Source organism: Streptomyces sp. NPDC044003, from assembly GCF_056435185.1.
The window spans coordinates 252,019-278,550 of the sequence record NZ_JBWKFA010000006.1; the positions used below are offsets into that span (position 1 = coordinate 252,019).

29 protein-coding genes and 1 pseudogene are annotated in these 26,532 nt (G+C 72.6%); 17 read left to right on the forward strand and 13 right to left on the reverse strand.

Annotated features, from left to right (window positions below; genetic code table 11):
* Window positions 1-32: 32 nt before the first annotated feature.
* Window positions 33-989: a GlxA family transcriptional regulator gene (locus AC07AW_RS24555; protein WP_478817590.1), complete on the reverse strand. Its 957-nt coding sequence runs from the start codon at window positions 987-989 to the stop codon at window positions 33-35.
* A 93-nt stretch (window positions 990-1,082) separates the two neighbouring features.
* Here AC07AW_RS24555 and AC07AW_RS24560 point away from each other — a divergent pair, with 93 nt between their 5' ends.
* Together AC07AW_RS24560 and AC07AW_RS24565 are read left to right on the forward strand one after the other, a co-directional pair.
* Entirely contained in the window at window positions 1,083-1,697 is a 615-nt protein-coding gene (locus AC07AW_RS24560; protein ID WP_478817591.1) for an MBL fold metallo-hydrolase, read from the forward strand.
* 43 nt (window positions 1,698-1,740) lie between these two features.
* Window positions 1,741-2,109: a hypothetical protein gene (locus AC07AW_RS24565; RefSeq protein WP_478817592.1), complete on the forward strand. Its 369-nt coding sequence runs from the start codon at window positions 1,741-1,743 to the stop codon at window positions 2,107-2,109.
* A gap of 12 nt (window positions 2,110-2,121) precedes the next feature.
* Here AC07AW_RS24565 and AC07AW_RS24570 read toward each other — a convergent pair whose 3' ends face one another.
* On the reverse strand, window positions 2,122-2,874 hold the full coding sequence (locus AC07AW_RS24570) for a class I SAM-dependent methyltransferase (RefSeq protein ID WP_478817593.1): 753 nt from the start codon (window positions 2,872-2,874) through the stop codon (window positions 2,122-2,124).
* 186 nt (window positions 2,875-3,060) lie between these two features.
* Here AC07AW_RS24570 and gad point away from each other — a divergent pair, with 186 nt between their 5' ends.
* The 4 genes from gad (at window position 3,061) to AC07AW_RS24590 (ending at window position 5,667) form a co-directional block, all read left to right on the forward strand.
* Entirely contained in the window at window positions 3,061-4,455 is a 1,395-nt protein-coding gene (gene gad / locus AC07AW_RS24575; RefSeq protein ID WP_478817594.1) for a glutamate decarboxylase, read from the forward strand.
* A gap of 70 nt (window positions 4,456-4,525) precedes the next feature.
* Window positions 4,526-4,936: a VOC family protein gene (locus AC07AW_RS24580; protein WP_478817595.1), complete on the forward strand. Its 411-nt coding sequence runs from the start codon at window positions 4,526-4,528 to the stop codon at window positions 4,934-4,936.
* A complete protein-coding gene (locus AC07AW_RS24585) occupies window positions 4,937-5,200 on the forward strand; it encodes a hypothetical protein (RefSeq protein WP_478817596.1) in 264 nt (87 codons plus the stop codon).
* 29 nt (window positions 5,201-5,229) lie between these two features.
* Window positions 5,230-5,667: an iron chaperone gene (locus tag AC07AW_RS24590; RefSeq protein WP_478817597.1), complete on the forward strand. Its 438-nt coding sequence runs from the start codon at window positions 5,230-5,232 to the stop codon at window positions 5,665-5,667.
* A gap of 100 nt (window positions 5,668-5,767) precedes the next feature.
* Here the strand turns inward: AC07AW_RS24590 and AC07AW_RS24595 are convergent, their stop codons facing one another.
* Entirely contained in the window at window positions 5,768-6,583 is an 816-nt protein-coding gene (locus AC07AW_RS24595) for a PLAT/LH2 domain-containing protein (protein WP_478817858.1), read from the reverse strand.
* 118 nt (window positions 6,584-6,701) lie between these two features.
* Window positions 6,702-7,898, reverse strand: a complete 1,197-nt coding sequence (locus AC07AW_RS24600; protein WP_478817598.1) for a hypothetical protein — start codon at window positions 7,896-7,898, stop codon at window positions 6,702-6,704.
* A gap of 193 nt (window positions 7,899-8,091) precedes the next feature.
* Between AC07AW_RS24600 and AC07AW_RS24605 the strand changes: the two genes are divergently transcribed.
* Window positions 8,092-8,787 carry a maleylpyruvate isomerase family mycothiol-dependent enzyme gene (locus AC07AW_RS24605; RefSeq protein ID WP_478817599.1) on the forward strand — a complete coding sequence of 232 codons (696 nt, stop codon included), beginning with the start codon at window positions 8,092-8,094 and terminating at the stop codon, window positions 8,785-8,787.
* A 243-nt stretch (window positions 8,788-9,030) separates the two neighbouring features.
* Window positions 9,031-9,804, forward strand: coding sequence for a GNAT family N-acetyltransferase (locus AC07AW_RS24610; protein ID WP_478817600.1), 774 nt, complete (start codon window positions 9,031-9,033; stop codon window positions 9,802-9,804).
* A gap of 60 nt (window positions 9,805-9,864) precedes the next feature.
* On the opposite strand, the gene AC07AW_RS24615 is transcribed toward AC07AW_RS24610, so the two are convergent.
* On the reverse strand, window positions 9,865-10,047 hold the full coding sequence (locus tag AC07AW_RS24615) for a hypothetical protein (protein ID WP_478817601.1): 183 nt from the start codon (window positions 10,045-10,047) through the stop codon (window positions 9,865-9,867).
* Between the two features lie 220 nt (window positions 10,048-10,267).
* Complete coding sequence (locus AC07AW_RS24620; RefSeq protein ID WP_478817602.1) at window positions 10,268-11,584, reverse strand: cation:proton antiporter; 1,317 nt, start codon at window positions 11,582-11,584, stop codon at window positions 10,268-10,270.
* 285 nt (window positions 11,585-11,869) lie between these two features.
* Here AC07AW_RS24620 and AC07AW_RS24625 point away from each other — a divergent pair, with 285 nt between their 5' ends.
* The gene (locus AC07AW_RS24625) at window positions 11,870-12,160 is read left to right on the forward strand and encodes a hypothetical protein (protein WP_478817603.1); all 291 of its coding nucleotides are present in this window, start codon (window positions 11,870-11,872) and stop codon (window positions 12,158-12,160) included.
* A 134-nt stretch (window positions 12,161-12,294) separates the two neighbouring features.
* Here AC07AW_RS24625 and AC07AW_RS24630 read toward each other — a convergent pair whose 3' ends face one another.
* The 5 genes from AC07AW_RS24630 to AC07AW_RS24650 all read right to left on the reverse strand — a co-directional run bounded on the left by AC07AW_RS24630 (window position 12,295) and on the right by AC07AW_RS24650 (window position 18,698).
* The gene (locus AC07AW_RS24630) at window positions 12,295-14,859 is read right to left on the reverse strand and encodes an ABC transporter permease (RefSeq protein ID WP_478817604.1); all 2,565 of its coding nucleotides are present in this window, start codon (window positions 14,857-14,859) and stop codon (window positions 12,295-12,297) included.
* A 54-nt stretch (window positions 14,860-14,913) separates the two neighbouring features.
* Window positions 14,914-15,687: an ABC transporter ATP-binding protein gene (locus AC07AW_RS24635; protein ID WP_478817605.1), complete on the reverse strand. Its 774-nt coding sequence runs from the start codon at window positions 15,685-15,687 to the stop codon at window positions 14,914-14,916.
* Between the two features lie 116 nt (window positions 15,688-15,803).
* Entirely contained in the window at window positions 15,804-17,123 is a 1,320-nt protein-coding gene (locus tag AC07AW_RS24640) for a sensor histidine kinase (RefSeq protein WP_478817606.1), read from the reverse strand.
* Complete coding sequence (cseB, locus tag AC07AW_RS24645) at window positions 17,120-17,785, reverse strand: two-component system response regulator CseB (RefSeq protein ID WP_478817859.1); 666 nt, start codon at window positions 17,783-17,785, stop codon at window positions 17,120-17,122. The genes AC07AW_RS24640 and cseB overlap by 4 nt, the downstream gene beginning before the upstream one ends.
* 289 nt (window positions 17,786-18,074) lie before the next feature.
* Window positions 18,075-18,698, reverse strand: coding sequence for a LysE/ArgO family amino acid transporter (locus AC07AW_RS24650; RefSeq protein WP_478817607.1), 624 nt, complete (start codon window positions 18,696-18,698; stop codon window positions 18,075-18,077).
* Between the two features lie 69 nt (window positions 18,699-18,767).
* Between AC07AW_RS24650 and AC07AW_RS24655 the strand changes: the two genes are divergently transcribed.
* The 3 genes from AC07AW_RS24655 (at window position 18,768) to AC07AW_RS24665 (ending at window position 20,228) form a co-directional block, all read left to right on the forward strand.
* Entirely contained in the window at window positions 18,768-19,673 is a 906-nt protein-coding gene (locus AC07AW_RS24655) for a LysR family transcriptional regulator ArgP (protein ID WP_478817860.1), read from the forward strand.
* A gap of 131 nt (window positions 19,674-19,804) precedes the next feature.
* Window positions 19,805-19,948: a hypothetical protein gene (locus AC07AW_RS24660; protein ID WP_478817608.1), complete on the forward strand. Its 144-nt coding sequence runs from the start codon at window positions 19,805-19,807 to the stop codon at window positions 19,946-19,948.
* Between the two features lie 67 nt (window positions 19,949-20,015).
* Window positions 20,016-20,228: a DUF4287 domain-containing protein gene (locus tag AC07AW_RS24665; protein WP_478817609.1), complete on the forward strand. Its 213-nt coding sequence runs from the start codon at window positions 20,016-20,018 to the stop codon at window positions 20,226-20,228.
* A gap of 14 nt (window positions 20,229-20,242) precedes the next feature.
* On the opposite strand, the gene AC07AW_RS24670 is transcribed toward AC07AW_RS24665, so the two are convergent.
* Window positions 20,243-21,199, reverse strand: a complete 957-nt coding sequence (locus AC07AW_RS24670) for a sigma-70 family RNA polymerase sigma factor (RefSeq protein ID WP_478817610.1) — start codon at window positions 21,197-21,199, stop codon at window positions 20,243-20,245.
* Between the two features lie 879 nt (window positions 21,200-22,078).
* Here AC07AW_RS24670 and AC07AW_RS24675 point away from each other — a divergent pair.
* The 4 genes and pseudogenes from AC07AW_RS24675 to AC07AW_RS24690 form a co-directional block, all read left to right on the forward strand.
* A complete protein-coding gene (locus AC07AW_RS24675) occupies window positions 22,079-22,450 on the forward strand; it encodes a hypothetical protein (RefSeq protein WP_478817611.1) in 372 nt (123 codons plus the stop codon).
* The gene (locus AC07AW_RS24680) at window positions 22,447-22,809 is read left to right on the forward strand and encodes a hypothetical protein (RefSeq protein WP_478817612.1); all 363 of its coding nucleotides are present in this window, start codon (window positions 22,447-22,449) and stop codon (window positions 22,807-22,809) included. The genes AC07AW_RS24675 and AC07AW_RS24680 overlap by 4 nt, the downstream gene beginning before the upstream one ends.
* A 244-nt stretch (window positions 22,810-23,053) precedes the next feature.
* Window positions 23,054-23,590 (forward strand): hypothetical protein, encoded by a 537-nt coding sequence (locus tag AC07AW_RS24685; RefSeq protein ID WP_478817613.1) that lies wholly within the window; start codon window positions 23,054-23,056, stop codon window positions 23,588-23,590.
* 730 nt (window positions 23,591-24,320) lie between these two features.
* Window positions 24,321-24,605 (forward strand): annotated as a pseudogene (locus AC07AW_RS24690) (sulfatase-like hydrolase/transferase); the annotation flags it as partial.
* Here the strand turns inward: AC07AW_RS24690 and AC07AW_RS24695 are convergent.
* Window positions 24,519-25,031: a hypothetical protein gene (locus AC07AW_RS24695; RefSeq protein WP_478817614.1), complete on the reverse strand. Its 513-nt coding sequence runs from the start codon at window positions 25,029-25,031 to the stop codon at window positions 24,519-24,521. The pseudogene AC07AW_RS24690 and the gene AC07AW_RS24695 sit on opposite strands and share 87 nt — an antisense overlap.
* A gap of 482 nt (window positions 25,032-25,513) precedes the next feature.
* Between AC07AW_RS24695 and AC07AW_RS24700 the strand changes: the two genes are divergently transcribed.
* Complete coding sequence (locus AC07AW_RS24700) at window positions 25,514-26,344, forward strand: hypothetical protein (protein WP_478817615.1); 831 nt, start codon at window positions 25,514-25,516, stop codon at window positions 26,342-26,344.
* Window positions 26,345-26,532: the final 188 nt, after the last annotated feature.

Consider the following 26,532-nt stretch of genomic DNA (forward strand, 5'->3'; position numbering starts at 1 on the left):
AGGGCCGACCGTGTGTCAGGGCCGCCCGTGCGTCAGGGCGTACGGCTGAAGGCGCGGCGGTACGCGCGCGGGGGCACCCCTCGGCGGCGGACGAACTGGGCGCGGAGCACCGCCGCGCTGCCGAAGCCGACCGCGCGGGCGATCTCCTCGACCGGGAGCTCCGTCGTCTCCAGGAGCTCCTCGGCGCGGCTGAGGCGCAGGCCGAGCAGCCAGGCGTGCGGGGTGGTGCCGGTCGAGGCCGCGAAACGGCGGGCGAAGGAACGCCGGCTCATCAGGGCCCTGCGGGCCAGCTCGGCGACGGGCAGCGGCTCGTGGAGGTTCTCCCGGGCCCAGGCGAGGACGTCGCCGAGCCGCTCGTCCCGGCTGTCCTCGGGCACGGGCGTCGCCAGGTACTGGGCCTGGCCGCCGTCGCGGTGGGACGGCAGCACCAGGTCCCGAGCGATGGCGTTGGCCGTGGTCGCGCCGTACTCCCGCCGCAGCAGGTGCAGGCACAGGTCGAAGCCGGCGGCGGCGCCCGCGCCGGTGACGACCGTGCCCTCGTCGACGTAGAGGGCGTCGGGTTCGACGGTGACCTCCGGGTGCCGTTCGGCCAGGAGCCCGGCGAACCGCCAGTGGGTGGTGGCCCGCCGCCCGTCGAGCAGCCCCGCCGCGGCGAGCGCGAAGGCCCCGACGCAGTGGGCCGCGACCAGCGCCCCGCGCGCGTGCGCGGCGGTCAGGGCCTCGCGCACGGCCGGCCCCGGAGGCGTACGGAACTCCGCCCACGGCAGGGCGATCACCAGATCGGCGCCGGCCAGCCGGTCCAGGCCGTGGTCGACCACCAGCGGGAGCCCGACATCGGTACGGACCCGGCCGGGCCGGTCGGTGCAGAGCGCGAAGTCGAAGGCGGGCAGGCCCTGTCCGCGCGCGTCGAACACCTCGGAGACGATCCCGGCGCCGAGCATGCCGACACCGGGCGGGGCGTAGGCGGCGACGGTCAGGAACGGCGGCATCCGGGGAGTGTGCCACAAGGGATGGCACGATTCCCGCGATCAGTGGCAGCACGGCCACTCGTGAAGGCCCGTGCCCCACAGAAGACTTGGGGCATGACGACGACGAAGAACATCCACGGCGACGCTCCCCTCACCCGCACCGCCGCCCACACGATCCTGACCACCGGCTACACCCTCTCCACCGGACCCGGGGTCGCCGCCACCGTCTCGTACGTCCGCGACGGCGACCGGCACGTGATCGTCGACCCCGGGATGGTGGCCGGCCGCGACCGGATCCTGGGGCCGCTCGCCGAGCTGGGGCTCGGCCCCGACGACATCACCGACGTCGTGCTGAGCCACCACCACCCCGACAACACCATGAACGTCGGCCTCTTCGGCCGGGCCCGCGTCCACGACCACAAGGCGATCTACGAGAACGACCAGTGGACCGACCGCGACGCCGAAGGGTACGCACTCGCCCCGTCCCTGCGGCTGATCCGCACCCCCGGGCACAGCGCCGAGGACATCACCCTCCTCGCGGGCACCGCCGAGGGCGTCGTCGCCTTCGTGGGCGACCTCTGGTGGCGGCCGAACGGCCCCGTCGCGGACCCGGTCGCCCCGGACCAGGCACTGCTGCGCTCCTCGCGCCTCCGCGTGCTCGCCGCGGCCGACGTCATCGTCCCAGGCCACGGCCCCGCCTTCCCCGCGGACGACACCGCGCCGCGCTAGAAGACCCCTTCCCGAGCGGCCCCCGCGCTTAGAATGGGCTTCCATGTCGATCCCTGACGAGCTGCTCGTCGACGTCGCCGCCACCGTGGAATCCGGGCGGAGCAACCAGATGTCCCTCACCGTGGTCGCGGGGGGAGTGGTCATCACCGGGCGGCTCGCGCCGGAAGCCCTGTGGAGACAGCGGGTGTCGGAGGTCCTCACGGACTCGGCCCGGCTCAGCGAGTTCTCCGGCGTCTTCTCCCCCGTACGGGAGGAGATGAAGACCGTGGAGCCCCCCACCCACCTCCACTTCCACCTCGCCCGCATCCTGCAGGGGACGGTGGGCATGCCCGAGACCGGCGGGATGTACCGCGTCGCGATCGCGGACGTCAGCGCCTGGACCATCGGGGACTTCAGCTACTCGGACAGCTGACGGCCCCGCCCGTCACCTGACGCCGGAGACCACGAGGAACGGCGGGTGCCCGGCCTCCGCCGGATCGCCCCCCAGCTGCGCCGAGCGGTGGGTGAGGACCGGCTCGTGGACGTCCAGGTCCGTGAACCCGGCCTTGCCGAGCACGTCGAGGTACGTCTGGCACGGCCAGTGGTGGTCGACCAGCTCCAGCGGCGCGCCGCCACCGGGCAGCTCCCGGCGCGACCGCCGCCGCTCGCCCTTGGTGTAGACGCGGCCGGGCTCGCCGCTGCGGAAGGTGGAGAACCGGATGCCCGCGGTGCGCGGGTTGGCGTCCAGGACGGCGAACCGGCCGCCGGGGCGCAGCACCCGGTGCGCCTCGGCGGCGATGTCGTGCAGGTCGGCGATGTCTCCCGCGGTGGTGAAGACGAAGCAGGCCATCGCGGCGTCGACGGAGCCGTCGGCGAGGAACCCGAGACCGCCGTCGTCGCTCTGCCGGTAGTCGATCCGCGGGTGCGGGCGCCGCGTGCGGGCGATCTCCAGCATGCGCGGTGCGACGTCGACGGCCACCACGCGCGCGTCGGAGGCCTCGACGACACGGGTGGCGACCTTGCCGGGCCCGCAGCCGTAGTCCAGGACCGTACGGACGGCACAGGAGCCGATGCCGAGGGCGTGGAAGACGGCCGGGTAGCCGATGAGGCGCTCGGGGAGGTCGTCGTAGGAGTCGAAGGCGTCGGCGAAGGTGTCGGCGTCCTGCTGGTCGAGGCAGTCGATGGCGTGAGGGGTCATGAGGTGGTGCCTTCCGGTGATGATCCACTTCGTCCGGAACGTACTGGTCGGGGAAGCCGCAGGACAGGGCCGCGGCGGCCCCCTCACCCGGGTGGGTCAACGAGCGTGGCCGCTGCCGGGCGACCCGCCCGGACCCATGGGTTGATGAGAGGACTGTCGACGAGTCCGCTGATCGAAGGGGAAACTGTGGCGCTCCATGAGATGAAGGCCCCGCAGAGTGCCGATGCGGCCACCGATGTGTTCGCCTCCGCACTGAGCGAGCGCGTCCTGCCGAAGCACCGGATGCCCGAGGAGCCGAACCTTCCCGGGGTCGTCTACGCGATGCTCCACAACGAGCTGCTTCTCGATGGCAACTCCGCGCAGAACCTGGCGACCTTCTGCACGACCTGGACGGACGACGAGGTCCGCCGGCTGATGGACGAGTGCCTCGACAAGAACATGATCGACAAGGACGAGTACCCGCAGACCGCCGAGATCGAGTCGCGGTGCGTGAACATCCTGGCCGATCTGTGGAACGCCCCCGGCAGCGCGACCGGCGAGGGCACCGCGATCGGCTGCTCCACCACCGGCTCCAGCGAGGCCGCCATGCTCGGCGGACTCGCCCTGAAGTGGCGGTGGCGGAAGCGGCGCCAGGCCGAGGGCAAGCCGACCGACCGGCCGAACATCGTCACCGGGCCCGTGCAGATCTGCTGGGACAAGTTCGCCCGCTACTTCGACGTCGAGCTGCGCCAGGTCCCGGTGGAGCCGGGCGCCACCGGGCTCCGCCCGCACCAGCTGAAGGAGTACGTCGACGAGAACACGATCGGTGTCGTCGCGATCCTCGGCGTCACCTACACCTGCGACTACGAGCCGGTCGCCGAGCTCGCCGCCGAACTCGACCGGATCCAGCAGGAGTCGGGGCTCGACATCCCGATCCACGTCGACGGGGCGAGCGGCGCCTTCGTCGCCCCGTTCCTCCACCGGGACCTCGTGTGGGACTTCCGGCTGCCGAGGGTGTCCTCCATCAACGCCTCCGGCCACAAGTTCGGCCTCGCGCCCCTCGGCGTGGGCTGGGCGGTCTGGCGCACCGCCGAGCACCTGCCGGAGGACCTCGTCTTCCGGGTGAGCTACCTGGGCGGCGACATGCCGACCTTCGCCCTGAACTTCTCCCGCCCCGGCGGCGAGATCGTCGCGCAGTACTACAACTTCCTGCGCCTGGGGCGGGCCGGCTACCGGCGCGTCCAGGAGGCCTGCGCGCTGACCGCCCAGTACCTCGCCGAGAAGATCGAGGCGATGGGTCCGTTCACGCTGCTCTACAACGGGCAGGGCGCGCTGCCGGCCGTCTCGTACACGCTCACCGACCCGGCGGGCGCGGGCTTCAGCCTGTACGACCTCTCCGACCAGCTCCGGATGCGCGGCTGGCAGGTGCCGTCCTACCCGCTGCCCCCCGACCGCGAGGAGACCGTCATCCAGCGCGTCATGATCCGTCACGGCATCGGCCGCGACGAGGTGGACCTCCTGGTCCAGGACATGCGCCACTCCCTGGAACGCCTGGCGAAGGGCGTGCCGTCGGACGCCGAGCGCGCGGGCTTCCACCACTGAAAGGTCCTCTCCCGACACCGATCAGGATTCGAGAAGCGCGGACCCGGGGCGCCCAACTAGCGTGAAGGGCATGGACATCACGATTCACACCAGCGCCCTTCCGCACGACGACCCGGACGCCTCCCTCGCCTTCTACCGGGACGCCCTCGGCTTCGAGGTCCGCAGCGACGTCGGCCAGGGCAGGATGCGGTGGATCACGGTCGGCCCGGCGGGGCAGCCGGACACCTCGATCCTGCTCGCGCCGCCGGCGGTCGACCCGGGCATCACCGAGGACGAGCGCCGCACGATCGCCGAGATGATGGCCAAGGGCACGTACGGCTGGATCCTCCTGGCCACCAAGGACCTCGACGCCGTCTTCGCGAAGGTCCGGGCGGCGGACGCCGAGGTCGTCCAGGAGCCCACGGAGCAGCCGTACGGCATCCGGGACTGTGCCTTCCGGGACCCGGCGGGCAACCTGATCCGCATCCAGGAACTCCGCTAGATGTGCCGCCCGGGGTGGGCGCTGGCGCGCGTCACGGATCTGCGCCTGCGCGACTTCACCCGGATGCGCCGCGTCCGTGACCGCATCGACCGGGAGTACGCGCGCCCGCTGGACGTCCTGGAGCTGGCCCGCGACGCGAACCTGCCGCCCGCCCTCCTGACCCGCCAGTTCCGGCTGGCGTACGGAAGCGCGCCGTACGACTACCTCCTGACCCGCCGCGCCGAGCGCGCGAGGACGCTGCGGCTGCACGGCGCCGGCTCCTGACCACCGAACTTCGACGAGGGGAACCCATCATGACCGCGAACGACAAGTCCTACGACGGCTTCACGGACGACGAGCGGGCCGCGATGAAGGAGCACGCCAAGGAGATGAAGGCGACGAAGCGACGCGGGGCGAAGGCGGACGTCGAGCCCGAGGTGCTCGCGAAGATCGCCGAGATGGACGACGCGGACCGCGTCCTCGCCGAGCGCGTCCACGCCCTCGTCAAGGAGAACGCCCCGAACCTGACCGCCAAGCTCTGGTACGGCATGCCGGCGTACGCCCGGGACGGCAAGGTCGTCTGCTTCTTCCAGAGCGCCCAGAAGTTCAAGTCCCGCTACGCCACCCTCGGCTTCAGCGACCAGGCCTCCCTCGACGAGGACACCATGTGGCCCACCTCGTACGCCCTGACGTCCCTGACCCCGACGACGGAGAAGCGCATCGCGTCCCTCATCGCACAGGCGGCCGGCTGACCTGGTACACCGCGGCGGCGGCCGGGCGGCCGGGGCTGACCGCCTCACCGAAGTCCGTCGCCGAGGCGGACGGCCGCCCTTCCCGGAGAGGAGCAGGGCGTCAGGTCACCGGCCACGCCGGGCTGTAGTGGTCGTAGTGCGGGATGTCCTCGCCCCCGGACTCGCCCGCCGGTGGGGGGCCGTCCGTGATCCAGTAGCGCGCGGAGTCGCTGTCGGCGCCCCACATGCCCACGTAGCCGCCGGGGCCGGTGATGCCGACGAGAGAGTACGGAGCCCAGTCGTCGCCGTCCCCCTTCCACAGCTGGAGCGTGGCCGGTGAGCCGAAGTCCCCGGGCACGTCGATGGTGTACGTGCCGGTGCCTCCGGCCTCGAAGTCGTCGTGGTCGACCGTGTCGAGGACGGTCCACGGAGACGTCCGGCCCTCGGAGTCCGTCAGGCGGCCCTGTATCTCGCTGTCCGTGCCGGCCCCGGACACGGGCGCGGTCTTGATGGTGATCGTGTACTTCCCCTCGCCCGCGGCCGTGGCAGGGGCGGCTTGCGGGCGCGGGGACGTCGTCGGGGCCGGTGCGCCGACGGAGCGTGCGTCCGAGCCCTCGCGTGCGTCCGAGCCCTCGCGGGCGGAGAGGAGAGCGCCGACGGACAGACCCGCACCCGCGCAGACGATCACCACGACGCCCGTCAACAGCACCCCGGCGGGCAGCCGCCGGCGCCGGGCGGGACGGGGCCGAGTGGGGGAGGGGGCGTCGACCCGGGGCAGGGGCCTGGTCGACGTCGCCGGCTCGGGCGGGGGAGCGGGCAGGGGCATCGGAAGGGCCGCTGCCGGGCGCGGAAGGACTTCGGTCCGATCCGCGTCGACGGCCTCGGGTCCGCTCTCCGGGGGCACCTGCCCCGCGCCGGCCCAGCCCTGGTACTCCACCGTCAAACCCCCCGCACCGCCGTCTCGCGTCGAAACGCCGGGGAGCGTAGCCGACCCCGCCGCCGCCGCGATCCCGGTGACCGCCCTTCGGACGCGCCCCGGCGATGCCGGCACCGGCTCAGGTGGCGACGGGCCGGGTCATCCGGACGGGTTTGGCGGTGTGGGTCACCATGGGAGTCCCGGCGGCATCGGTGGTGAGGAAGGCCAGCTCGCCGCCTTCGTACGGAGCGCCGAGCATGACGGCCCAGCGAAGCCCGGTGCCGGCGAACGTGACGTCGTGGATGCCACCGACGCCGGCCTTCAGGCCGGGTGCGCGGGTGCAGGTGAACAGAGGCGTACGCGCCGCCGCGTCATCGGCGGCGTAGACCCAGGTCCGGCCCGCGGGGTCCACGCGCTCCAGCACCCTCAGGGCCGGCACCGGTCCGAGGCGCAGCGCCGTGAGACGTCGACGGCTCAGAAGCCCTGCCGTCAGCAGGGAGAGCCCGGGCACTCCGCCGGCCAGGGCCAGCAACTGCCAGCCGAACGCGTCGTACGGCTCGGCGACCAGGCGCGGCCCCGATGCGTCCTCCAGCACCGTGACGGTGCTGTGGAGGCCGTAGTCCTCGGGGAGGACGGCGTCGACGGTGAGGTCACGCCCGTCACGCGTGCGCACCAGCAGCGTGATGTCCGTACGTCCGGTGACCTCGGCCTCGGTACGGATCGCCCGAGCGGCCCGCTGCTCGTCCGCGTGCACGCCGAGCAGGCCGAGGGCGATCGCGCCGACGGCCACGGCGCACAGCGCCAGTCCGGCGGCGATCGGGATCAGCCCCCGTCGCAGCGGACCGGTCGACTCCCACCGTCGGTGCCCTGCGGTGGCGGCCCGGTCGACGAGCTGTCGCTGCCGCTGCCGGGCGGTCAGCCTGGCGCGTGCCGCCGCCCAGCCGAGACCGAGGGCCGCGATGACCGCCGGATTCGCCGCCCGGGACGCCCAGTCGGCGGCGGGCAGCTCCTCCCAGGCCACGACGGCCGCCAGCACCGGCGCGGCGACAAGGGCGAGTTCGGGGAGCTTGGCGTACCAGTACAGCAAGCCGAGGGCCAGGCCCGTCTGCACCAGGCCGATCCAGTCCGGACGGCACGGGGCGGCGTCGCTGCACACGGGGAGCGGCTCCACGGCGATCGCGGCGGCCACGGTCACCAGTAGCGCCAGGACGGACCACAGCGGCCTCGCCCACGGGGCCGGTCGGATGCTCGCCCAGGCCGCCGCGTCTGCGGACAGCCAGTCAGGAACGGCTTCGGAAGCGGAGCCTGCCGATATCGGCACGGGAGTCTGGGACACGCGAGGATTATGCGGCAGCGCCCTGGGCCGGGTGCAGGGGTGACAGGTCAGGTGTCCGCGGCGCAGCACCGGGACGAACGCGACCGGACGCGAACCGGACGCACTTTCCAGCGGTCTGCAACCGGGACCGCCCGCCGCGCGTGTCGATCTTCAGGAGTGAGAACGAACAGTGCGGGGCGGGGGACGAGGCGGCGTGGATCAGGATCGGGTGCTCGAAGCGTTCGAGCGGGAATGCGGGGCCCTCGGCGACGCCGTGGCCGGACTGTCCGAGGCCGAGTGGAACCTGCCGACGCGCTGCACTCCCTGGACCGTACGCGAGCTGCTCGGGCACGTCTGCGTGGTGATCGACTGGCTTCCGGCCATGCTGGACGTGCCCGCGCCCGACGAGGCGGAGATCTCCGCGGTGGAGTACTACCGCCCGGACGACCGCTTCTCGCCCGAGACCAACGGCAAGCGGATCGCCCTGGCCCAGGACCGCGCGGCGGGGCCGGCCGACGGTGCCGGCTTCGCCGAGGACTTCGCCGAGGACTTCGCCGCGACCTGGCGGCGAGCCGCCCGTCTGTGCCGGGCCCAGCAGGGCGGCCGGACCGTGCGGACGCGCCATGGCGACGCCATGCTCCTGTCGGAGTTCCTCCTCACCCGCGTCGTGGAAGTCGCCGTCCACGGCCTCGACGTGGCCGACGCGCTCGGCCGCGAGGCCTGGCTCACCCCGGCGGCCGGTGACGCCGTGACGGAGCTGCTCCTCGGCACGGAGCAGACCGCGGCTGTCGGCGAGCTGGAGTGGAGCCGCCCCCGCTTCCTGCGCAAGGCCACCGGCCGGGAGCCGCTGGAGGAGGCGGAGGCCGCGCAGGTCGAGCGACTCGGCATCCGCTGGCTCGCCCTGGGCTGACCGCAGGAGCGTTCGCCGCCCGGCGTCGTGGTGACCGCAGGCTCGTTCGTCGCCCGGCGTCGGGCTGACCGCAGGAGCGTTCGCCGCCCGGCGTCGTGGTGACCGCAGGCTCGTTCGTCGCCCGGCGCCGCCGCGGAACACGAGCTGCTTGTGCTTGCCAGGTGGTCCCGCCCGAAGGTGGCCCAGTCGGATCGCGTCGAATTGGCCTGTGTGAGGGGCCAGTTGAGCAGTAGCGTAGGCCCAATGACAACAAGATCAACTTCGGCCGACCGGCCCAGGTCCGTGGCCCTCGCCGAGGCGCCGACGCTTCAGGCCCGTAACTCCGCCGCTACCTGGACCGCGATCGGCCGGTCCCGGGGACATGAGGTCGTCCGACGTCGCGGATTCGTCGCGGTCGACGGCGACGAGCGCGCCGGCCTGCGGGTATTGATCCAGGAGTCCGACCTCGACCCGGGTGAGCTGGCCGAGTTGAGCGAGCTGGTGCGCCGCGCCGCGGGCCCGGTGAACGCCGAGGATCCGTTCAGCTCGACCGACCTGAGCCACCTGGGCCTGCGCAGCTGGCAGATGCCGGTCATGCTGCGCCTGCCCGGGCCCGTCGGCGAACCGTCGCTCGACGTCGTCCGGGTACGGCGGCCCGAGGACCTCCAGGCGGCCGAGCGGATCTCGATCGAGGGCTTCGAGCTGGACGGATTCACGCCCTACCGCCCCGGCGAGCTGTTCCCGGAGGCGCTGATCGAGCAGCCGGGCGTGGACGTGTTCGTCGCCTCGTGCGACGGGGTGCCCGCGGGAGCCGGCCTCACGGTCGTGGACGACGGGATCGGCAGCCACTACTGGGTCGGCACGTCGCCGGCCTTCCGCTCGCGTGGCGTGGGGCGGGCCGTCATGCTCGGCTCCCTCGCGCACCTGGCGGAGCTGCCGGTCACCCTCACCGCTTCGAAGTTGGGCAGGCCGCTGTACGAGTCGCTGGGGTACACCGTCGCGGCGCCCTCGACCTGGTGGGGGCCTCCGCTCCTGTGACACCGGCGAGGCCACGGCGTTCCCTTCGAGGGGCACGGCCGGGGCACGGGGCCGGAGCCGTCACCGGGAGGCGGCTCCGGCAGATGCGGGCTGGTCGGTGTCTCCGTGCCAGATGGGCCAGCCGAGCAGGCGGGGGCGTTCGGTGACCCAGGCGTGGGTGTCCCGGCCGACCTCCTCGTCGATGAGGTCTTCCAGCCGCTCCTCGTCGGTGACGATCAGCAGGATGTTGGGACGACGCGTCATGACCACCGGTCCTCGGCGTGATCGGCGCTCACCGGCGACGGTGGGCGGCGGCATGCGCACACGAGAAGGTGCGCTTCGCCCGAATCTGGGACCGGGTCGACGGCGGCGCACCGACAACACGGCCGACGGGAGCTGTCCGGGTGACGGGCAGCCCCAAAGGCCGGCTGCGCCCCGCACGACCCCTCCCACGGCGCGAGACGGCCTCGGCCGGCGGTCCCTCTCAGGTCTCGGGGCGTGGCACAGGAGCGAGCTCGCGCCGCAGGACGGGCTCCGGTGCGGGCGTGCTCTCCCGCAGCCCCGGGACGTTCGCGGCCCGCTGCTTCTCGTACCAGCGGCCGTACCGGAGGGCGAGGGGCACGGCCGAGATGCCGTGCAGCAGCACGCTGAGACCCACGGTGATCCCGACCACCCGGCCGATCGCCTCGACCCCGGGCACGTGCTGTTCCACGACCAGAAGGCCCAGGACGACCGAGGCGAGCCCGCGGGGGCCGAACCAGCCGACGTAGGCGACGGTCGGCGGTCGCAGTCCGCTGCCGAGCAGCGCGAGGGCGACCGGAACCATGCGGACCACGGTCAGGCTGAGCACGGCGTACAGGACGACGCGCCAGCTGAGATGTTCCAGCGCCGGGCCGAGGACGACCGCGCCGAAGACCAGCAGGCTCAGCATGGCCAGGAGATTGCCCAGGTTCTCGGTGAGGTCCGCCGTACGGTCGTGGCCGCTCACCGCTTCGGCCTCACCTCGTGTGCGCAGGGCCCGCCCGAAGGCGAATCCCGCGACCCAGGCGGCGATGAAGCCGCTGCCGTCGGTGACCACGGCCGGCACGTACGCCGCCACCGCGACCGCCAGGGCGTACACCTGCCGCCACTCGCGGGTGACCCAGTCACGCGCGTGCGACCAGTGCAGCAGCCGGCCGCCGATCCAGCCCACGGCCAGACCGAGCGCCGTGCTGAGCACCAGCGCCCGCCAGAACGTCCCGGCCACCCCCTCCTCGGCGTACGAGGTGCCCGGTACGGCCGCCAGGAACAGCACGAACAGCGGGAGCACCATGCCGTCGTTCAGGCCGCTCTCGACGTTGAGGCCCTGCCGGACCAGGGAGGGCACCCGCGGATCGGAGATCGCCCCCTTGCCCAGGGCCGCGTCGGTCGGGGCGAGCACCGCGCCGACCAGCGCGAGCTCCCAGACGGTGAGCCCCGGCAGCAGCGGCCAGGCCAGCAGCCAGCCCGCTCCGACGGTCAGCACCAGCCCGATCCCCAGCAGCCGGCCCGGCAGGAAGCCGCCCCCGCGTAGATCGCTCAGCCGGACGGTCATGGCATCGGTGAACAGGAGCAGCGTCAGCGCGGCCTCCAGCAGCGTGAGCAGACCGCCGCCCTGGTCCCGGAGCTCGACGAGGCCGAGCCCCACCGGGCCGAGTGCGACGCCCGCCCCGGTGAACACGATCCCGGAGGTGAGCGGGGTGGCGGCCAGCCGCTGCGACACGAGCGCGTACGCGGCGGTCACACCGGCCACGGCGGCAGCCGCCCACGAGGTGTCGCTCATCGTCACTCCCTGCCCTCGGCGCCCGGCGCGGCGGAATGCCGGAGGCCCCGGGTTCGGACCCGGATCCCGGCACGCAGGACACAGTAGAGGCGTCATTCGTGACAATCAGTGATTTCTCCCGTGAACCGGCCGGGGCCGGACCTCCAAGGGCCCTCATGGGGCCATGCGGCCCCCAGCCGCGGCCCACCCGGCCCTGGCAGCCCGACTCCGCCGCGGCGACGATCGAGAACAGACGCGAGGCACAGTCCTTCATCGGCGCCTCGCCCGACCAGAGGGGAAGGACCGATGACAGAGATCGCACCCACCAGCTGGTTGGCCCTCGGTGTCGCCGCCATCGCCGCCTCCGCGGCCGTCCACGCGGTCGCGGGTGTCGCGCACATAGCCCGGGACATGCTGCGCGCGCAGCCCGAGGCCGGCCTCGGGCCGCAGGGTGACGCGGCAGCGGGTCCGGTGAGCGGACGCGGCGGCTGGATCCTGTTCGCCGTGCTGCTCCTCGCGGGCAGCGCGATCCACCATCTCGCCACCGACACCAAGGAGCTCGTCAGGGAACTCGTCGGCGCCGCACCGCCTGCGTGACAAGGCCCGCACCGCCCGCGTGGCAAGGCCCGCTCCACCTGCGTGACAAGGCCCGCACCGTCTGGATGACAAGGCCCGCACCGCCCGCGTGACCAGGCACCGACCTCGGGCCCCGGTGGCGGCGAGGACGCGCGTCAGGCGTCCGCGACCGCCTCCAGGGGGCTCAGTGCGGCTGCCCGGCGGGCCGGGACGGCGGCCGCGAGGACGCCGATCGCGAGGGAGAGGAGGCAGACGAGGAGCAGGGTGCCCCAGGGGAGGGCCAGGGTGTACTGGTCGATCGCGCCGTTGGCGAGGGAGCCGACCGCCCAGGCGCCGAAGAGTCCGCCCGCAAGGCCGAGGAGGGTCCCGAAGCCCGTGACGGTCAGCGCCTCCAGGCGGATCATCCGTCGGACGCCGGCGCGGTCCATGCCGAGCGCGCGCAACGCGCCGATCTCACGGGTGCGTTCGGCGACCGACATGGCCAGCGTGTTCACGACGCCGAGCGCGCTGATGACGACGCCGATTCCGAGCATTCCGTACATCACGTCCAGCAGGTCGGCCATGGTGCCCGCGGCCTCGCGGACGAGCTGGTCCCGGTCCTGCACCTTGAGCAGCGGGTTGTTGTCCACGGCGGTACGCAGCCGGCCCTCCAGGGCCGCCGTCCCCGAGCCGTCGTCGGTGCGCAGCAGGACGCGCTGGACGGAGCCGGGCAGGAAGCTGTTCTTCGCGACCTCGGCGCGGGAGCCGAGCGCGTCACGGGCGACCGGGTTGTCCTTGTAGACGCCCACGACCTTGTACGCGGTGAACTTCCCGGCGCGGCCCATCCGGACGTTCAGCAGGCCGCCGGTGGTCACCCCGCGTTCCCGGGCGAGGGTGCTGGAGAGGGCGATCCGGCCCGGGGCCAGGTTCTCGGCGGAGCCGGAGACGAAGTCGAGTTTCATGGTGTCGCGCACGGTGGCGGGGTCGACGCCGGAGATCTGCCGTACGCCGCCGCCGGTGAACAGGGTGGAGTCCGTGATCGCGGTGGCGGTGCGGACCCCGCTGGTGTCGGCCAGCCGTCGTACGGCGCCGGGGTCGATGCCCGTCATGGTGGAGCGGGTGCTGACGACGTAGTCGGCGCCGAGCCCGGCCGCGGCCTGGCGGTCGAGGGCCTGTCCGGTGGAGTGCCCGATGACGGCGAGCCCGGTGACGAGACCGGTGCTGATCAGCAGGGTGGCGGCGGTGGCCGCGGTGCGGCGCGGGTCGCGCAGGGCGTTCTCGCGGGCGAGGCGGCCGGTGATGCCGAAGCGCCCGGTCAGCCGCCCGGTCAGCCGGATCACCGGGGCGGCGAGCAGCGGCGCGAGCACGATCAGGGCGGCGGCGAACAGGCCGCAGCCGGCCATCGCGTCGCGCAGGTTCTCCTCCGAGGCGTCCTTGGCGTCGCTCAGCGACACCAGCAGGCCGGCGCCGAGCACGAGGAGGCCGAGACCGACCACGCCCCGCAGTCGGAACCGCTGGGCCGAGGGCGGCTGTTCGGCCGTGCGCAGCGCCTCGACGGGTGCGGTCCTCGCGGCCAGGCGGGAGGGCAGCCACGCGGCGAGCACGGTGACGCCGACGCCCACGCCGAGCGCCGCCACGACCGAGCGGGGGCCGATCACGAGGGGGCCGCTCGGCAGGGCGGTGCCGTCGGCGCCGAGGACGTCGGGCAGTACCGCGGCGATGCCGAGCCCGAGCAGGAAGCCGGTCACCGAGGCGGCCAGACCGACGACGAGGGCCTCCAGGAGGACGGCGCGCGACACCTGGCGGCGCGAGGCGCCGATCGCCCGGAGCAGCGCGGTCTCCCGGGAGCGCCGCTTCACGAGCATCGTGAAGGTGTTGACGATGAGGAACGAGCCGATGAAGAGGGAGACCCCGGCGAAGACCATCGGCACCTTCTCGTAGCCGCGGGTCAGGGTGTCGACGAGGAGGGCCTGCTGGGCCGCCTGGGCCCGGCCCGTGGTGGCCTCGGCGCGGTCGGCGGGGAGCACGGCCCCGACCCGGTCGGCGAGTTCGTACGCGGTGGTGCCGGCGGCGGCGGTCAGGTCGATGCCGGTGTAGTGGCCGGGGGTGGAGAACAGCTTCTGCGCGGTCGCCCGGTCGAAGAGGACGAGGGTGCCGCCGGCGGTCACGCGGGTGTCGTCGGTGGTGACGATGCCGACGAGCCGCTCGGTCATGACCGGGCCGTCCGTGGCCAGGGTGATCGTGTCGCCGATGCGGAAGCGGCCGGCGGCGGCGGTGGTGCTGTCGACGGCGATCTCGCCGCTGTTCGCGGGGGCGCGGCCCTCGGTCAGCGGGTGGCGGCTGTCCTTGCCGTCCTTGCCCGGTACGTACGCGCCGGCCAGGTGGGACCAGGCCCGGTCGGCCCGCAGCGGGGTGCCGTCCGCCGCGTTCAGGGTGGCCGAGCCGTCGACCGAGGGGCGTACGGCGGCGACCCCGGGCACCTGGGCCAGCTGCGCGGCGAGCGCGTCGTCGAGCACGGCGCCCCGCGCCCCGGCCGCGGCACCGGGCTCGGGGGCCTTCTCGGTCACGGTGACGTCGATCCCGGCGAAGTTCTCCGACGCGGCGGCCCGGTGGGCGGCGGCGGTGGAGTCCGCGAAGACGAGGGTGCCGCTGACGAACGCGACGCCCAGGCAGACGGCGAGGACGGTCATGGCCAGCCGGGCCCTGTGGGCCAGGAGGTTGCGCAGGGCTGTTTTCAACATGGGGCTTCCGGGGCTTTCCGAGAGGCGGTACGGAACGGGCGGCGGCGGTGCGGCTCAGCCGGCGTGGGAGGGGGAGCCCAGGCTCTTCATCAGGTCGAGGACGCGGTCCGGGGTGGGCCGGGCCATCTCCTCGACGAGGCGTCCGTCGGAGAGGAACACGACGCGGTCGGCGTAGCCGGCGGCCACGGGGTCGTGGGTGACCATGACGACGGTCTGGCCCAGCTCGCGCACCGAGTCGCGCAGGAAGCCGAGGACTTCGGCCCCGGCGCGCGAGTCGAGGTTGCCGGTGGGCTCGTCGCCGAAGACGATCGCCGGGCGGGAGGCCAGGGCCCGGGCCACGGCGACGCGTTGCTGCTGTCCGCCGGACAGCTGGGCGGGACGGTGGGCGAGGCGCTCGGAGAGGCCGACCATGGACACGACCCGGTCCAGCCACTCGCGGTCGGGGCGCCGTCCGGCGATGTCCATCGGCAGCGTGATGTTCTCGAGCGCGGTCAGGGTCGGCAGCAGGTTGAACGCCTGGAAGACGAACCCGATCCGGTCCCGGCGCAGTTGCGTGAGCTGCCGGTCCCGGAGGCCGCCGAGTTCGGTGGTGCCGACGCGTACGGACCCGGAGGTGGGCGAGTCGAGTCCGGCGGCGCAGTGCATCAGGGTGGACTTGCCGCAGCCCGACGGCCCCATGATCGCGGTGAACTCGCCCTCGCGGAAGGCGATGCTGACCCGGTCGAGGGCGACGACCCGGGTGTCGCCGCTGCCGTAGACCTTCGACAGGTCGGTGGTGGCGGCCGCGATGCCGGTCGTCGGATACGGCGACAGGAGGTCGGCGGTCATGGGGCTCCTCTTCTCGTACGGAAAGCGCACGAGAAGGGTGTCCGGGGAACGTATCGGGGCCTGGGCAGCCGTGTATCAGTGCCCGCTCCACCGTGTACCGACCGTACGGCGGTCCGTCACGCGGGCAGCCGGAGGGTGGCGACCGCTCCTCCGTCCGGGGCGTTGGCGAGCAGCAGTTCGGCGCCGAGGACCTGTGCCTGGCCGAAGGCGATGGTGAGCCCCAGGCCGTGGCCCGTGCCGCGTTCGCGTGCGCCGGTGTGGAAGCGGCGCGGGCCGTGGAGCAGCAGGTCGGGCGGGAAGCCGGGGCCGTGGTCGCGGACGACGACGGTTCGTCCGGCGACGGTGACGTGGACCGGGGTGGCGCCGTGCCGGTGCGCGTTGACGACGAGGTTGCCGACGATCCGTTCCAGGCGGCGCGGGTCGGTCTCCACGGTCTGCACCGGCTCGTCGTCGGTGGCTTGGGTGACCTGGGTGGCTTGGGTGACCTCGGAGGCTTCGGTGACCTTGATGGCTCCGGTGATCTCGGTGTCGAGTCCGGTACGGGAGACCGCCTCGGCGACCACGGCGCCGAGCGGCACCCGGACACGGACCGGTTCCTCGGCCCCGGCGTCCAGGCGGGAGATCTCCAGGAGGTCCTCGACCAGGGCGCGCAGGTCACGCACCCGGGCCCGCAGCAGGTCCTCGGTCTCACCGGGCGGCAGGAGGTCGGCGGCGGCGAGCAGTCCTCCGACGGGGGTACGCAGCTCGTGGGCCACGTCCGCGGTGAACCGGCGCTCGGTGCGGAGCCGTCGGGCGAGGCTGTCGGCCATCCGGTCGACGGTCGCGGCGATGTCCGCGACCTCGTCGCGGCCCTTCGTGGGCCCCGAGCGGGCGTCCAGGTCCCCCGCGGAGATCCGGGCCGCCGTCTCGGCGACCCGGCCCAGCCGTCGGGCCAGGAGCCCGGCGCCGTAGTAGGCCAGGGGGACGGCGGCCGCGAGCGCGAGGAGCGAGGCGACCGCCATGGCCACGTCGAGGCGTGACAGGTTGGCGTGGTCCGGGCTGAGGTTGATCTGGACGGCGAGGACGGGGCTGCCGGGACCGCCGGTGCGCTGGGCGGCCCAGACGCTCGGCCCGACGTTTCCCTCGACGTGCCCGTCGTAGACCTGGTGCCGTTCGCCGTCGGCCGGGGCGCGCAGCGCGGCCGGCAGGTCGTCGGGGTCGAGCTCGGCGCCGTCCGTGAGGACGCCGGTGCGCCGGTGGACGTCCATGGCCGCGTACAGGGTGTTCAACGCCCGGGCCTCGCCTCGGCTGCGGATGTCCTGGGCGGTCCACAGGTGCACCAGGACGCCGACCGCCGCCACCACGAGCAGGGCCGTGGCCGCGGCGAGCGCGGCGATCTTCCGGCGCAGCGGGGCGCGCCGGCCAGGACCGGGCCGGGGGGCGGGGCGCACGGTCACCGCCTGAGCTTGTATCCGAAGCCCCGGACCGTCTCGATCCGGTCCCGGCCCAGCTTCCGGCGCAGCCGCTGCACACACAGGTCGACGACGCGGCTGTCGCCGTCCCAGCCGTACTCCCACACGTCCCGCAGGAGGGTGTGCCGCTCCCGTACGACCCCGGGGTGGGCGGCGAACTCCAGGAGGAGCTTGAGCTCCGTCGGGGTCAGCGCGACCGGGCGACCGGAGACGAACACCTCCATCCCGGCGGTGTCGATCCTCAGGTCCCCGAACTCCAGCACGTCGCCCTCGGCCGGACGGCCCTCGCCCGGCTCCGGGCCGCTCTGGGGGGCGGGCGCGTACGTGGCGCGCCGCAGCAGCGAACGCATGCGGGCCACCAGGACGTACGTCTCCACCGGCTTGACGACGTAGTCGTCCGCCCCGGCCTCGAGGCCGGCGACCACGTCGAGCCCGTCGCCGCGGGCGGACATCATCAGGACCGGCACCAGGCTGGTCTCCCGGACCCTGCGGCACAGGCCGATCCCGTCGAGGCCGGGCAGCATCACGTCGAGGATCAGCAGGTCGAAGTCGTTCTCGCGGAAGATCTCGAGCCCGGTGAGGCCGTCGGCGGCTGCCTGCACCTCGTAGCCGTAGCGCTCCAGGGCGACGGAGAAGGACCGGCGCATCAGATCGTCGTCCTCGACCAGCAGCACGCGCGCGGTGGACGCGGGGGAGTCGGGCGAGGACAAGAGGACGGCTCCTGTTCGGACGGCGGAGGGGGGCGGCCCGGCTTCACGTCCCCGACGTGCGGGCGACCACGCCGCAATCGGAACGATACGGCAGACAGCGGACAGCCCACGGCGCCCGCCACCCGCCCCTCAGGTTCCGACACGCACCCGAGCGCCACCCGATACACCCCGGATACAAAGCCCCCGGACAAAGCCCCGGAAACAAACCCCCCGGCGGGCGCCCGGTCTACGCCCCCGCGACCAGCATCGCGCCCATCGCCAGCATGGTCGTGGCGACCAGGCCGTCCAGCACCCGCCATGCCTTGGGGCGGGACAGTACGCCGGAGAGCAGGCGGGCGCCGAAGCCCAGGGCGAAGAACCAGCCCAGGCTGGCCAGGGCCGCGCCCGTGCCGAAGGCCCAGCGCAGGTCGCCGCGGTCGGAGGCGAGCGAGCCCACCAGGAGGACGGTGTCCAGGTACACGTGCGGGTTCAGCCACGTCATGGCCAGGCAGGTCAGGACCGCTCGCCGGGCGGACCCCGCGTCCGGGCCGCCGGCCGCGAGCGCGGCCGCCGGGTCCGGCCGCAGCACCCGCCGGGCGGCCAGGAACCCGTAGCAGAGCAGGAACGCCCCGCCCGCGAGACCGACCGCGGTCAGCGCCGCCGGCCAGGCCGTGACCACCGCGCCCACCCCGGCGACGCCGAGCGCGATCAGCACCGCGTCCGAGACGGCGCAGATGGCGACGACGGCGAGGACGGCGTGGCGGCGGACGCCCTGGCGCAGGACGAAGGCGTTCTGGGCCCCGATGGCCACGATGAGGGAGAGGCCCGTACCGAATCCGGCGAGTACGGCGGCGGCGATGCTGCTGGTCATGTCGTCGACCGTACGAAGCACCCGGGAATGAGTACAGCTAAGGATTCTTACGTACCCTTAGCCATGCTTATGGACGAGCTTCCTCTGGACCAGGTCAGGACCCTGCTCGCGGTGGTCGACGAGGGCACCTTCGACGCCGCGGCGGCCGCTCTGCATGTGACCCCTTCCGCCGTCAGCCAGCGGGTCAAGGCCCTGGAGCAGCGCACCGGGCGGGTCCTGTTGATCCGTACCAAGCCGGTACGGGCCACCGAGTCCGGGGAGGTGGTGGTCCGCTTCGCCCGGCAGCTGGCGCGGCTGGAGCGGGACGCCCGCGCCGAACTGGGTCTCGCGGCGGAGCGGGGGCCCGCACGGGTCCCGGTGGCGGTCAACGCGGACTCCCTGGCCACCTGGTTCCTGCCCGCGCTCACCCGCGTGCCGCAGGATCCTCCGGTCTGCTTCGAGCTCTACCGGGAGGACGAGTCCCACACCACCGCCCTGCTGAGGGAGGGGCAGGTGATGGCGGCCGTCACCTCCTCGCCCGATCCGGTGGCCGGCTGCACGGTCCGTCTGCTGGGGCTCGCCCGCTACCTGGCCGTGGCCACCCCGGAGTTCGCGGCCCGGCACCTGACCGGCTCGCTGGCCGAGGACCTGAGCGAGGCCCCCACCGTGGTGTTCGACCGGCGCGACGAACTCCAGGACGCCTTCGTCCGCTCCCTGACCCGGGGCCGTTCGGGGGCCGGACGGATCCGGCACATGGTGCCGGCCTCGGACGGCTTCCGGGACGCGGTGGCCGCGGGCCTCGGCTGGGGCCTGGTCCCCGAACCACAGGCCACGCCGCTCCTGCACACCGGCGGCCTGGTGGAACTCGCCCCCGGCCGGCCCATGGACGTCCCGCTGTACTGGCAGCAGTGGAAGCTGGACTCCCCCGCCCTGTCCTCGGTCGCCGAGGCAGTCGCGACGGCCGCCGCGGAGGCACTGCTGCCCGGGGGCAGGTGAGCAGACGCGAGCCGCGCGAGGCGATGCCGCCCCGACTGGCATGTGATCCAGTGCACATCGGTGGGAGCGATGACTCTTCGCCTCCTTGTCGGTCATACAGGCGACCACAACGAAGCGAGGAAGGCCCCGCCATGACCGACACGCTCACCGCGCCCCGCCACGTCCTTTCCGCCGCGCCCGCGTCGCGATCCGCCGCGCGGTGGTCCGTGGCCGGTGGCGCGGGCCTCGGCCTGCTGTGGCTGGGCGCGCTGACGGCCCGTCTGGCCGACCGCTAGCCGACCACCGCTCCGGTGGGCTTCATCGATACGGCCAAGATCATCACGATACGAAACGGGGGCATCCATGACCGACGCCGTGAAGGGTCCTGCCGGCTACTTCCCCTCCATCGAGAAGAAGTACGGCCGTCCGATCGCCGAGTGGAAGGACCTCATCCGCACCTCCCCGCTGACCAAGCACATGGAGCTGGTCAACTGGCTCAAGTCCGAGCACGGCCTCGGCCACGGCCATGCCAACGCCCTCGTCGCCCACACCCTCGCCGAGGACACCGGCAAGTGAGCAGGGGCAAGTGATCAGGAAGGAGCGCCGGGGTCGGCCTCCTCACCCAGGCGTCCCGGCAGGCCGAACAGTGGGAAGAGACGGGCGGTGTCGCGAAAGGCCGTGATGTTCGCGATGCGGTCGCTGGAGAACTCGACGACCTGGAGCGCCCAGGGCTCGTACCCGGTTCCGTCGGTACGGGGCCGGTACTGGCCGAAGGCGGGGGAGCCGTTCGCCATGGTGGGGACGAGCCGCGAGCCGCGGCAGCCGACGGCCGGCCCGGTCAGCCACGACTCGATGTCGGCGACCCCGCGCATCCACGTCGTGTACGGCGGCAGGGACAAGGTGGCGTCGACATGGAGCAGGAGGTTCAACTCCTTCATGTCGTAACGGGAGAAGGCCGCCGCGTACCGCTCGGCCAGGGCCCTCCGGACGCCCTCGGGTGCCGGGGAGCCGAGCCCGTCGACCCCCTCCCGGCGATCGGCCAGTGTGGCGCGGGCCCGCTGGAGGGCGCTGTTGACGGAGGCGACGGTGGAGCCGTGCAGGTCGGCGACCTCGCGGGCCGAGAAGCCCAGGACGCTCCGCAGGATCAGCGTGGCTCGCTGCTTGGGCGGCAGGTGCTGGAGCGCGGCGACGAACGCCAGCCGCACCGACTCGGCCGCCGACACCGCGTCCCCCGGATCGGTGCCGGGCAGGGGGCCGATCCACAGCGCGTCGTCCGCCGGCGTCCCCGGCGGCATGGCACCGTCCGCCGGCCCGGCCAGGTCCATCGGCAACGCCCGCCGTCTCCCGGCGGCGAGAGCGTCAAGGCACGCGTTGGTGGCGATGCGGTACACCCACGACCGCAAGGAGGACCTGCCCTCGAAGCGCTCGGAGTTCTGCCAGGCCCGGACCAGGGCCTGCTGCACGGCGTCCTCGGCCTCCGCGTACGACCCCAGCATCCGGTAGCAGTATCCGGTCAGCTCTTCCCGGTACTCCTCCAACTCCGCCACGGACACACTTACTCCGGCCGTTGTCACGGTAAGTCCAGGCCGTGGGCATGGAGCATCCGCGATGTCACCGAGGTGTTCCCTGTCGCTTCAGGGCGGGCGGCCGGGTCGGCCGGGTCGGCTCGTGGCACAGCTGGACAGCGCTCCGTGGCGCGGTCAGTGATGGCTGTGGCCGGCCATGTTGGCTGATCGCCCGCATGACTGGCCCTGGCCCACCAGCACGGCCTGCTCGGAGCGCCCTGACCTTCCGGCATCCCGTTCAAGACGAAAGCCCCAGGTCAGCGACCTGGGCCTTTCGTAGAAGAGCGGATGACGGGAATCGAACCCGCGCTATAAGCTTGGGAATCACCCGGCACTTGGGCCTACGTATGGGGTCTGACCTGCGGAAATCTCCCCAGCCGAGTTGTGGCGGTTGGTTCTGGCGGCCCCTGTGTTGACCGCTGTTCACCGCCCCTATTGGCACGTTGTGGCACGGGCTTCCGTTCAGGGGCCGACAAAGGAACGGCTCTCTTCCGGAGGGTGGCACCCGGGGGCCTTCCGGCATTGGCCGACCTGGTCGCCGTGCAGGCGAGAGTGAGGTCGGGGGATGCGCCTCAGGGGCTGCGCTGTCTGGGCGTGCCGATACTGCCGGATCCAGGCAATGTTTCGCCGGGCGTGAGATGCCATGCTCGCTCTTGCGCCGCAGCGGGCGGAGGGGGTGCGCTGCGGCGAGGTCGCGGAGCGAGGTGGCCTCGCGTCTTCCAGCGTGTCGATCAGCGCATCCCTCCTGACGGCCGCCGCAGGACGGGCAGTTTTGGGCCTCTTCTCGTGGCCCGGCGGCGTGACGATGGCGTTTCCCCGTGGCATTGCAGTTCGAGCTGTACGTAACCGAGGGAGGGGAGCATGGACCGGCTGTGGGGCGTGCTCGGCGATGTCTTCCTGCTGGGCTTCGGGCCCTTGATGGCGTGGACCGCCTGGGAGTGGTGGGGTCACCCCGAGCAGGCTCCTGAGTGGGTGGACCGTGGTGGGCGGTGGGTGGTGCGCTGCTGGACGGCGGGCTTCGTTCTTCTGGGGATCGGCACGGGGAGCAGTGGGGTGTACGGCTTGACCGGACTTCCGGAGCCCGAGGTGGTCGGCTTCTGCCGTGCCGTCGGCCCGATGCTCTACCTCCTCGTCTTCTGGCGCTCCTCCGTCCACGGGTCGCGGCGGCGCGGTGAAAGGCGGCCGGCTGTTTCCGCCGCGGCCGACGGGGCGGAGGAAGGTCCGGGACGATGACGGTCCGCAGAACGGCCACGTGGCGTGAGGCGGGGCGGGTGCTCGTGGCGTGTTGGGTGGTGTGCGGCCTGGGAGGGGCACTGCTGTCCCTCGCCGGCGAACTGTCGCCGCCGGTCGCCTTCCTGGTGGTGCTCGTGCTGGTGCACTGGTTCAGCCGGCGTCCGGACTGGGTGGCAGGTGTGTTCGCCGGTTGCGCGGGTTCCGTCGTCGTCCTCGGCGCCGTGGAGCTCCTGCGACCGGTGATGGGGCGGGCCGTGGCGGACTCGCTCGCCGCCGGGCTGGCTGCTGCGGTGGCGGTCGTGGTCTTCATGGTGGTGGCCCGTGCGAGGACGGTCCGGGAGAGGAGAGGGAATGTCTGACGGTCCGCAGCGTCTCAGCCTGCACGTGTCTTCAGCCTCCGTGCGCCGGCGCACGCTCTGGCATCGGGCTTGGGGGTCGTGCGCGGCGCTTATGGGAATCACTATGACGCTTCTGGCGGGGGCAATTCTCCTGGGCGTGGTACCGGAACTGATCGACGACGAGCGGGCGTTCGCCGCCGCGTCTGCGTGTCCCGCTTCCGCCGAGGCGTCCGAGGACTGCATCCGTGACGTTACGGCGACCGTCGTGAGCACGGTGATCAAGGACGAGATCAAGTACGACGAGTTCTCGGTACGTCTCAGGGGTCCGCGCGAGGTCTCGGGCGATGTCGAGATGGGCGCGCCCGACCCCCTGCTGAAGGACCTGCGGCCGGGCGATGTCGTGACCGTCACGCTGTGGCAGGACTACGTGGTCGCCGTGGCCAAGGACGGCCTGTCCCAGGAGACGCTCGACACCCCCCTGGGTGAGCCGCAGTTCGCCACTGCGGTGGGGTCGGTACTGCTGTCGGCCGGTGTCTTCACCGCGTACGTCGGAGGCCGGGTGCTCATCCGGGCGCGCCGCTACGGGGAACGAGGACTGCCCCGGCTCCTCGTGGTCCACGGCAAGGCGGCGTTCGGCGCGATGCTGTGCGCACTGCCCGCCGCGATCGTGGGCGGTCTCATCGGTGTCTCGCTACAGCTGGCTCTCTGGCTCGTTCTACTGCCCCCGGTCTGGTGGTACGTACGCCGCCGCGAGCTGCGGGACAGAGGACGTCACGCCGCCCCGGCTCTCCAGGACCGATGACCGTCACTGCCCGGAGCGTCGCCAGTCGGAGGTGACGCGCCCTTTGACCTGATGCGCGGTAAGGGCGCACATGGCGCGCGACCTCCGAGAGGCCCGGACAACGACGAAGCCCCAGGTCTCTGACCCGGGGCTTCGTTCAAGAGCGGATGACGGGAATCGAACCCGCGCTATAAGCTTCGGAATCACCGTTGCTCGGTGGGGTCGTCAGCTATTTGACCTGGGAGAACGCTCTCATCGGCGGCCTGGTGGTGATCCGGCCGTACTCGGGCGCGAGGCTTTCCGGGCTTCGTGTCGCCCGCGTCGAGTCGGGCCCGGTCACCGGGCCGTTACGTGCACGATCTCCTTGGCGACCGTCCTGGCACCGGACACCAAGTGGTAAATGGCTCCGCTTGCAAAGATCAAGGTGCCGAACAGGATCCAGCCGCCAGGGCCGGTGTCCGCTTGGAAGTCCGAGCCGTCCGACCCGGGGTTTCCGCCGGCGCACTCGGGGCCGCAGATGCCGGAAGGACGAATCAGGGGGCCGATGGGCTCAATCGACCCATGCCGATCAGCCCCACGACCACTGGGCTTCCGAGTGCGTCCTCGTTGCGGAATGTAGCGGCACGACCGCTCCCGGCCGGCACGACCGACGTTCCCTGTGCTGCTGATGCGCGCCCCCGGTCCCAGTCTGGAGGGAGGGGGAAGCGGTGCCACGAGCACCTTCGGCGACCCCTGAGCGACCCCCGTCTCCGACCGTCTTGCGCAGAATGGCCTGCGCTGCACCCGCTTCCACACGACCGCCCTGTGTTCGCCGAGCCGCGCGGCGCTGCTGACCGGCCGCAACCACCACTCCGTCGGCATGGGAGGCACCACCGAGTGTGAGGCGTTGCGGGAGATGTGCACCGGCTCGCCGCTTGGCACAGTGCGCTCGATCGGGTCCCAGTCGGCGTCAGTGCTTCAGCAGCAGCTTGAAGGCGACGATCAGCAGGCCGAGCAGCAAGTTGACCGTGGCGGTGACGGATACCTGGCGCCATGAGGCTCCGACCCGGTGGGCGGCTGCCGCGGACCAGCCGATCTGACCGGCGATCGCGACTCCGAGCGCCAGCCAGAGGGTGCCGGCCATGTCCAGACCCAGGAGCGGACTGACGGCCACTGCCACGGCGGGCGGGACCGCCGCCTTGAGGATCGGCCACTCGTCGCGGCAGGCGCGCAGCACGATCCGGCGGGTCGGGGACCGCTGCGCCAGCCGCTCCCCGAACAGCGTCGCGTGCACGTGCGCGATCCAGAACACCGCGCCGGTGAGCAGAAGGAGCGCGATGAGCTCCAGGCGCGGAAATCGGCCCAGGCTGCCGGCACCGACGATCACGGAGGCCGCGAGCATGGACCCGTAGACGGCGCCGGTGTAGTCGGCATGCTCGCGACGCTCCGCCCTCCGGGCCGAGACGTCCACGGTTCGGCGCATTCCGGCCTCCAGCAGGTTCCGACCGCTGACTCCGCGGTGCCATCGACAGAACTTCCCTCCAGCATGGAAGCCCGCCGGAAAGCCCGCCCGCCGCACAACCCGGGCGGAAGGCCCGGGACGCCTCGGCGGCCGAGAAGGTCATGCCAGTGCAGAGGCGGTGCAAGACGCTCAGGCAGGTCTGGACAACGACGAAGGCCCAGGTCACTGACCTGGGCCTTCGGCTTCGTGGAAGAGCGGACGACGGGAATCGAACCCGCGTCACACGCTTGGGAACCACCGCCGCCCAGGGCATTGATATGACGTCTGACCTGCGCATATCGCCAGTCAGGGGACTCGTGGCGAGGCTTCTGCCGCGCCCGTATCGACCGCTGTTCACCGCTGCTGAGGGCACGGATGGGGCACGCGCCCGCTGCCTTGCCGATGTCGAGCGACCGGTCAGGTCCTCCCCGGTGCCCGAGGTTTCCACGACTAGCCTCCGCATCATGCTGCGTATCGTCGATGCCCGTACCGGCCACTTCGTGGAGATTCCCTCCGTCCACCGCCATCTGCTGAGCATCTGCGTCCACCTGCCGGTCAGCGACGCCGGGATCGGCATGGTGGATCTGAGGACGCTCCTGATCGGTGACGTACTGGCGCGCACAGCGGAGCTGCACGGCCTGCCGTCCCGCACGTTCCTCACCACGCCGGACCTGCCGCTTGAGCAGGCCCAGGCGCTTGATCGCGCCATGTCCGCTCTTGGCGTCCACCCGCCCGCCGCCGTCGATGTCCACCATCCGAACGGAACGCTCTGCGCCGCTGCCGACGTGCACGTCTACGCGTACGGGACCGCGGCACAAGACGCCGTCGCCGGGGTCGGCATCGAGGTGGGCCAGGTCGGCCCGGCATCCCGGGTGAGGGGCGTCCCGGGCCGTGCCCACCTCCTGGCCCCGGGGCTCCTGGACGCCGTCGTCCCGGAGGGGACCGATCCGCTGGCTGTGAGGGTGCTGATGCTCGGCCACGCTTACCGCACGCCGGTCACGGTCACCGGTGCTGCGCTCGAAGAGGCCCGGCGGACGCTGGGACACTGGCGGCAGCTGGTGGCCGACTGGGCACAAGAGCCGTCCAGGCCGATCCCTGCCGATGTGCTGCGACATGCTCATGCCGCGCTGGCTGATGATCTCGGCGTCCCCGCCGTCCTGGATGCGCTGGCCACCGTGGCGACGCGCGCCGACGTACCGGCCGGTGCCAAGTTCGAGACGTTCGCATTTCTCGACCGCGTCCTCGGACTGGACCTCGCGCGCGAGGTGGGTCACCAGCACCGGCCGGCGACATGACGCGAGCGGACCAGCAGACCCATCCGGCATTCCGGCTCAGCCGCGTTCTTCGTCGGCCTCCATGCGCCCGATTCCCTGGGGGTGAGGGAGACCATCGCGGGTGTGCTTGCCTGGTTCCCAGGCGACGGGGGGTCAGGTCCGTACTCCTCCAGCGCGTCGGCCCGGGGCGGAAGTTCGGCGGTGAGGTC

What these genes read in the sequence shown, in the direction of transcription:
- AC07AW_RS24660 (WP_478817608.1), top strand. Translation starts at nt 19,805, where the DNA reads ATGACCGACACGCTCACCGCGCCCCGCCACGTCCTTTCCGCCGCGCCC.
- AC07AW_RS24585 (WP_478817596.1), top strand. Translation starts at nt 4,937, where the DNA reads ATGTGCCGCCCGGGGTGGGCGCTGGCGCGCGTCACGGATCTGCGCCTG.
- AC07AW_RS24665 (WP_478817609.1), top strand. Translation starts at nt 20,016, where the DNA reads ATGACCGACGCCGTGAAGGGTCCTGCCGGCTACTTCCCCTCCATCGAG.
- AC07AW_RS24680 (WP_478817612.1), top strand. Translation starts at nt 22,447, where the DNA reads ATGACGGTCCGCAGAACGGCCACGTGGCGTGAGGCGGGGCGGGTGCTC.
- cseB (WP_478817859.1), bottom strand. Translation starts at nt 17,785, where the DNA reads ATGCGCCGGTCCTTCTCCGTCGCCCTGGAGCGCTACGGCTACGAGGTG.
- AC07AW_RS24615 (WP_478817601.1), bottom strand. Translation starts at nt 10,047, where the DNA reads ATGACGCGTCGTCCCAACATCCTGCTGATCGTCACCGACGAGGAGCGG.
- AC07AW_RS24675 (WP_478817611.1), top strand. Translation starts at nt 22,079, where the DNA reads ATGGACCGGCTGTGGGGCGTGCTCGGCGATGTCTTCCTGCTGGGCTTC.
- AC07AW_RS24555 (WP_478817590.1), bottom strand. Translation starts at nt 989, where the DNA reads ATGCCGCCGTTCCTGACCGTCGCCGCCTACGCCCCGCCCGGTGTCGGC.
- AC07AW_RS24625 (WP_478817603.1), top strand. Translation starts at nt 11,870, where the DNA reads ATGACAGAGATCGCACCCACCAGCTGGTTGGCCCTCGGTGTCGCCGCC.
- AC07AW_RS24620 (WP_478817602.1), bottom strand. Translation starts at nt 11,584, where the DNA reads ATGAGCGACACCTCGTGGGCGGCTGCCGCCGTGGCCGGTGTGACCGCC.
- AC07AW_RS24635 (WP_478817605.1), bottom strand. Translation starts at nt 15,687, where the DNA reads ATGACCGCCGACCTCCTGTCGCCGTATCCGACGACCGGCATCGCGGCC.
- AC07AW_RS24695 (WP_478817614.1), bottom strand. Translation starts at nt 25,031, where the DNA reads ATGCGCCGAACCGTGGACGTCTCGGCCCGGAGGGCGGAGCGTCGCGAG.
- AC07AW_RS24700 (WP_478817615.1), top strand. Translation starts at nt 25,514, where the DNA reads ATGCTGCGTATCGTCGATGCCCGTACCGGCCACTTCGTGGAGATTCCC.
- AC07AW_RS24580 (WP_478817595.1), top strand. Translation starts at nt 4,526, where the DNA reads ATGGACATCACGATTCACACCAGCGCCCTTCCGCACGACGACCCGGAC.
- AC07AW_RS24590 (WP_478817597.1), top strand. Translation starts at nt 5,230, where the DNA reads ATGACCGCGAACGACAAGTCCTACGACGGCTTCACGGACGACGAGCGG.
- AC07AW_RS24560 (WP_478817591.1), top strand. Translation starts at nt 1,083, where the DNA reads ATGACGACGACGAAGAACATCCACGGCGACGCTCCCCTCACCCGCACC.
- AC07AW_RS24630 (WP_478817604.1), bottom strand. Translation starts at nt 14,859, where the DNA reads ATGTTGAAAACAGCCCTGCGCAACCTCCTGGCCCACAGGGCCCGGCTG.
- AC07AW_RS24610 (WP_478817600.1), top strand. Translation starts at nt 9,031, where the DNA reads ATGACAACAAGATCAACTTCGGCCGACCGGCCCAGGTCCGTGGCCCTC.
- AC07AW_RS24655 (WP_478817860.1), top strand. Translation starts at nt 18,768, where the DNA reads ATGGACGAGCTTCCTCTGGACCAGGTCAGGACCCTGCTCGCGGTGGTC.
- AC07AW_RS24650 (WP_478817607.1), bottom strand. Translation starts at nt 18,698, where the DNA reads ATGACCAGCAGCATCGCCGCCGCCGTACTCGCCGGATTCGGTACGGGC.
- AC07AW_RS24570 (WP_478817593.1), bottom strand. Translation starts at nt 2,874, where the DNA reads ATGACCCCTCACGCCATCGACTGCCTCGACCAGCAGGACGCCGACACC.
- AC07AW_RS24565 (WP_478817592.1), top strand. Translation starts at nt 1,741, where the DNA reads ATGTCGATCCCTGACGAGCTGCTCGTCGACGTCGCCGCCACCGTGGAA.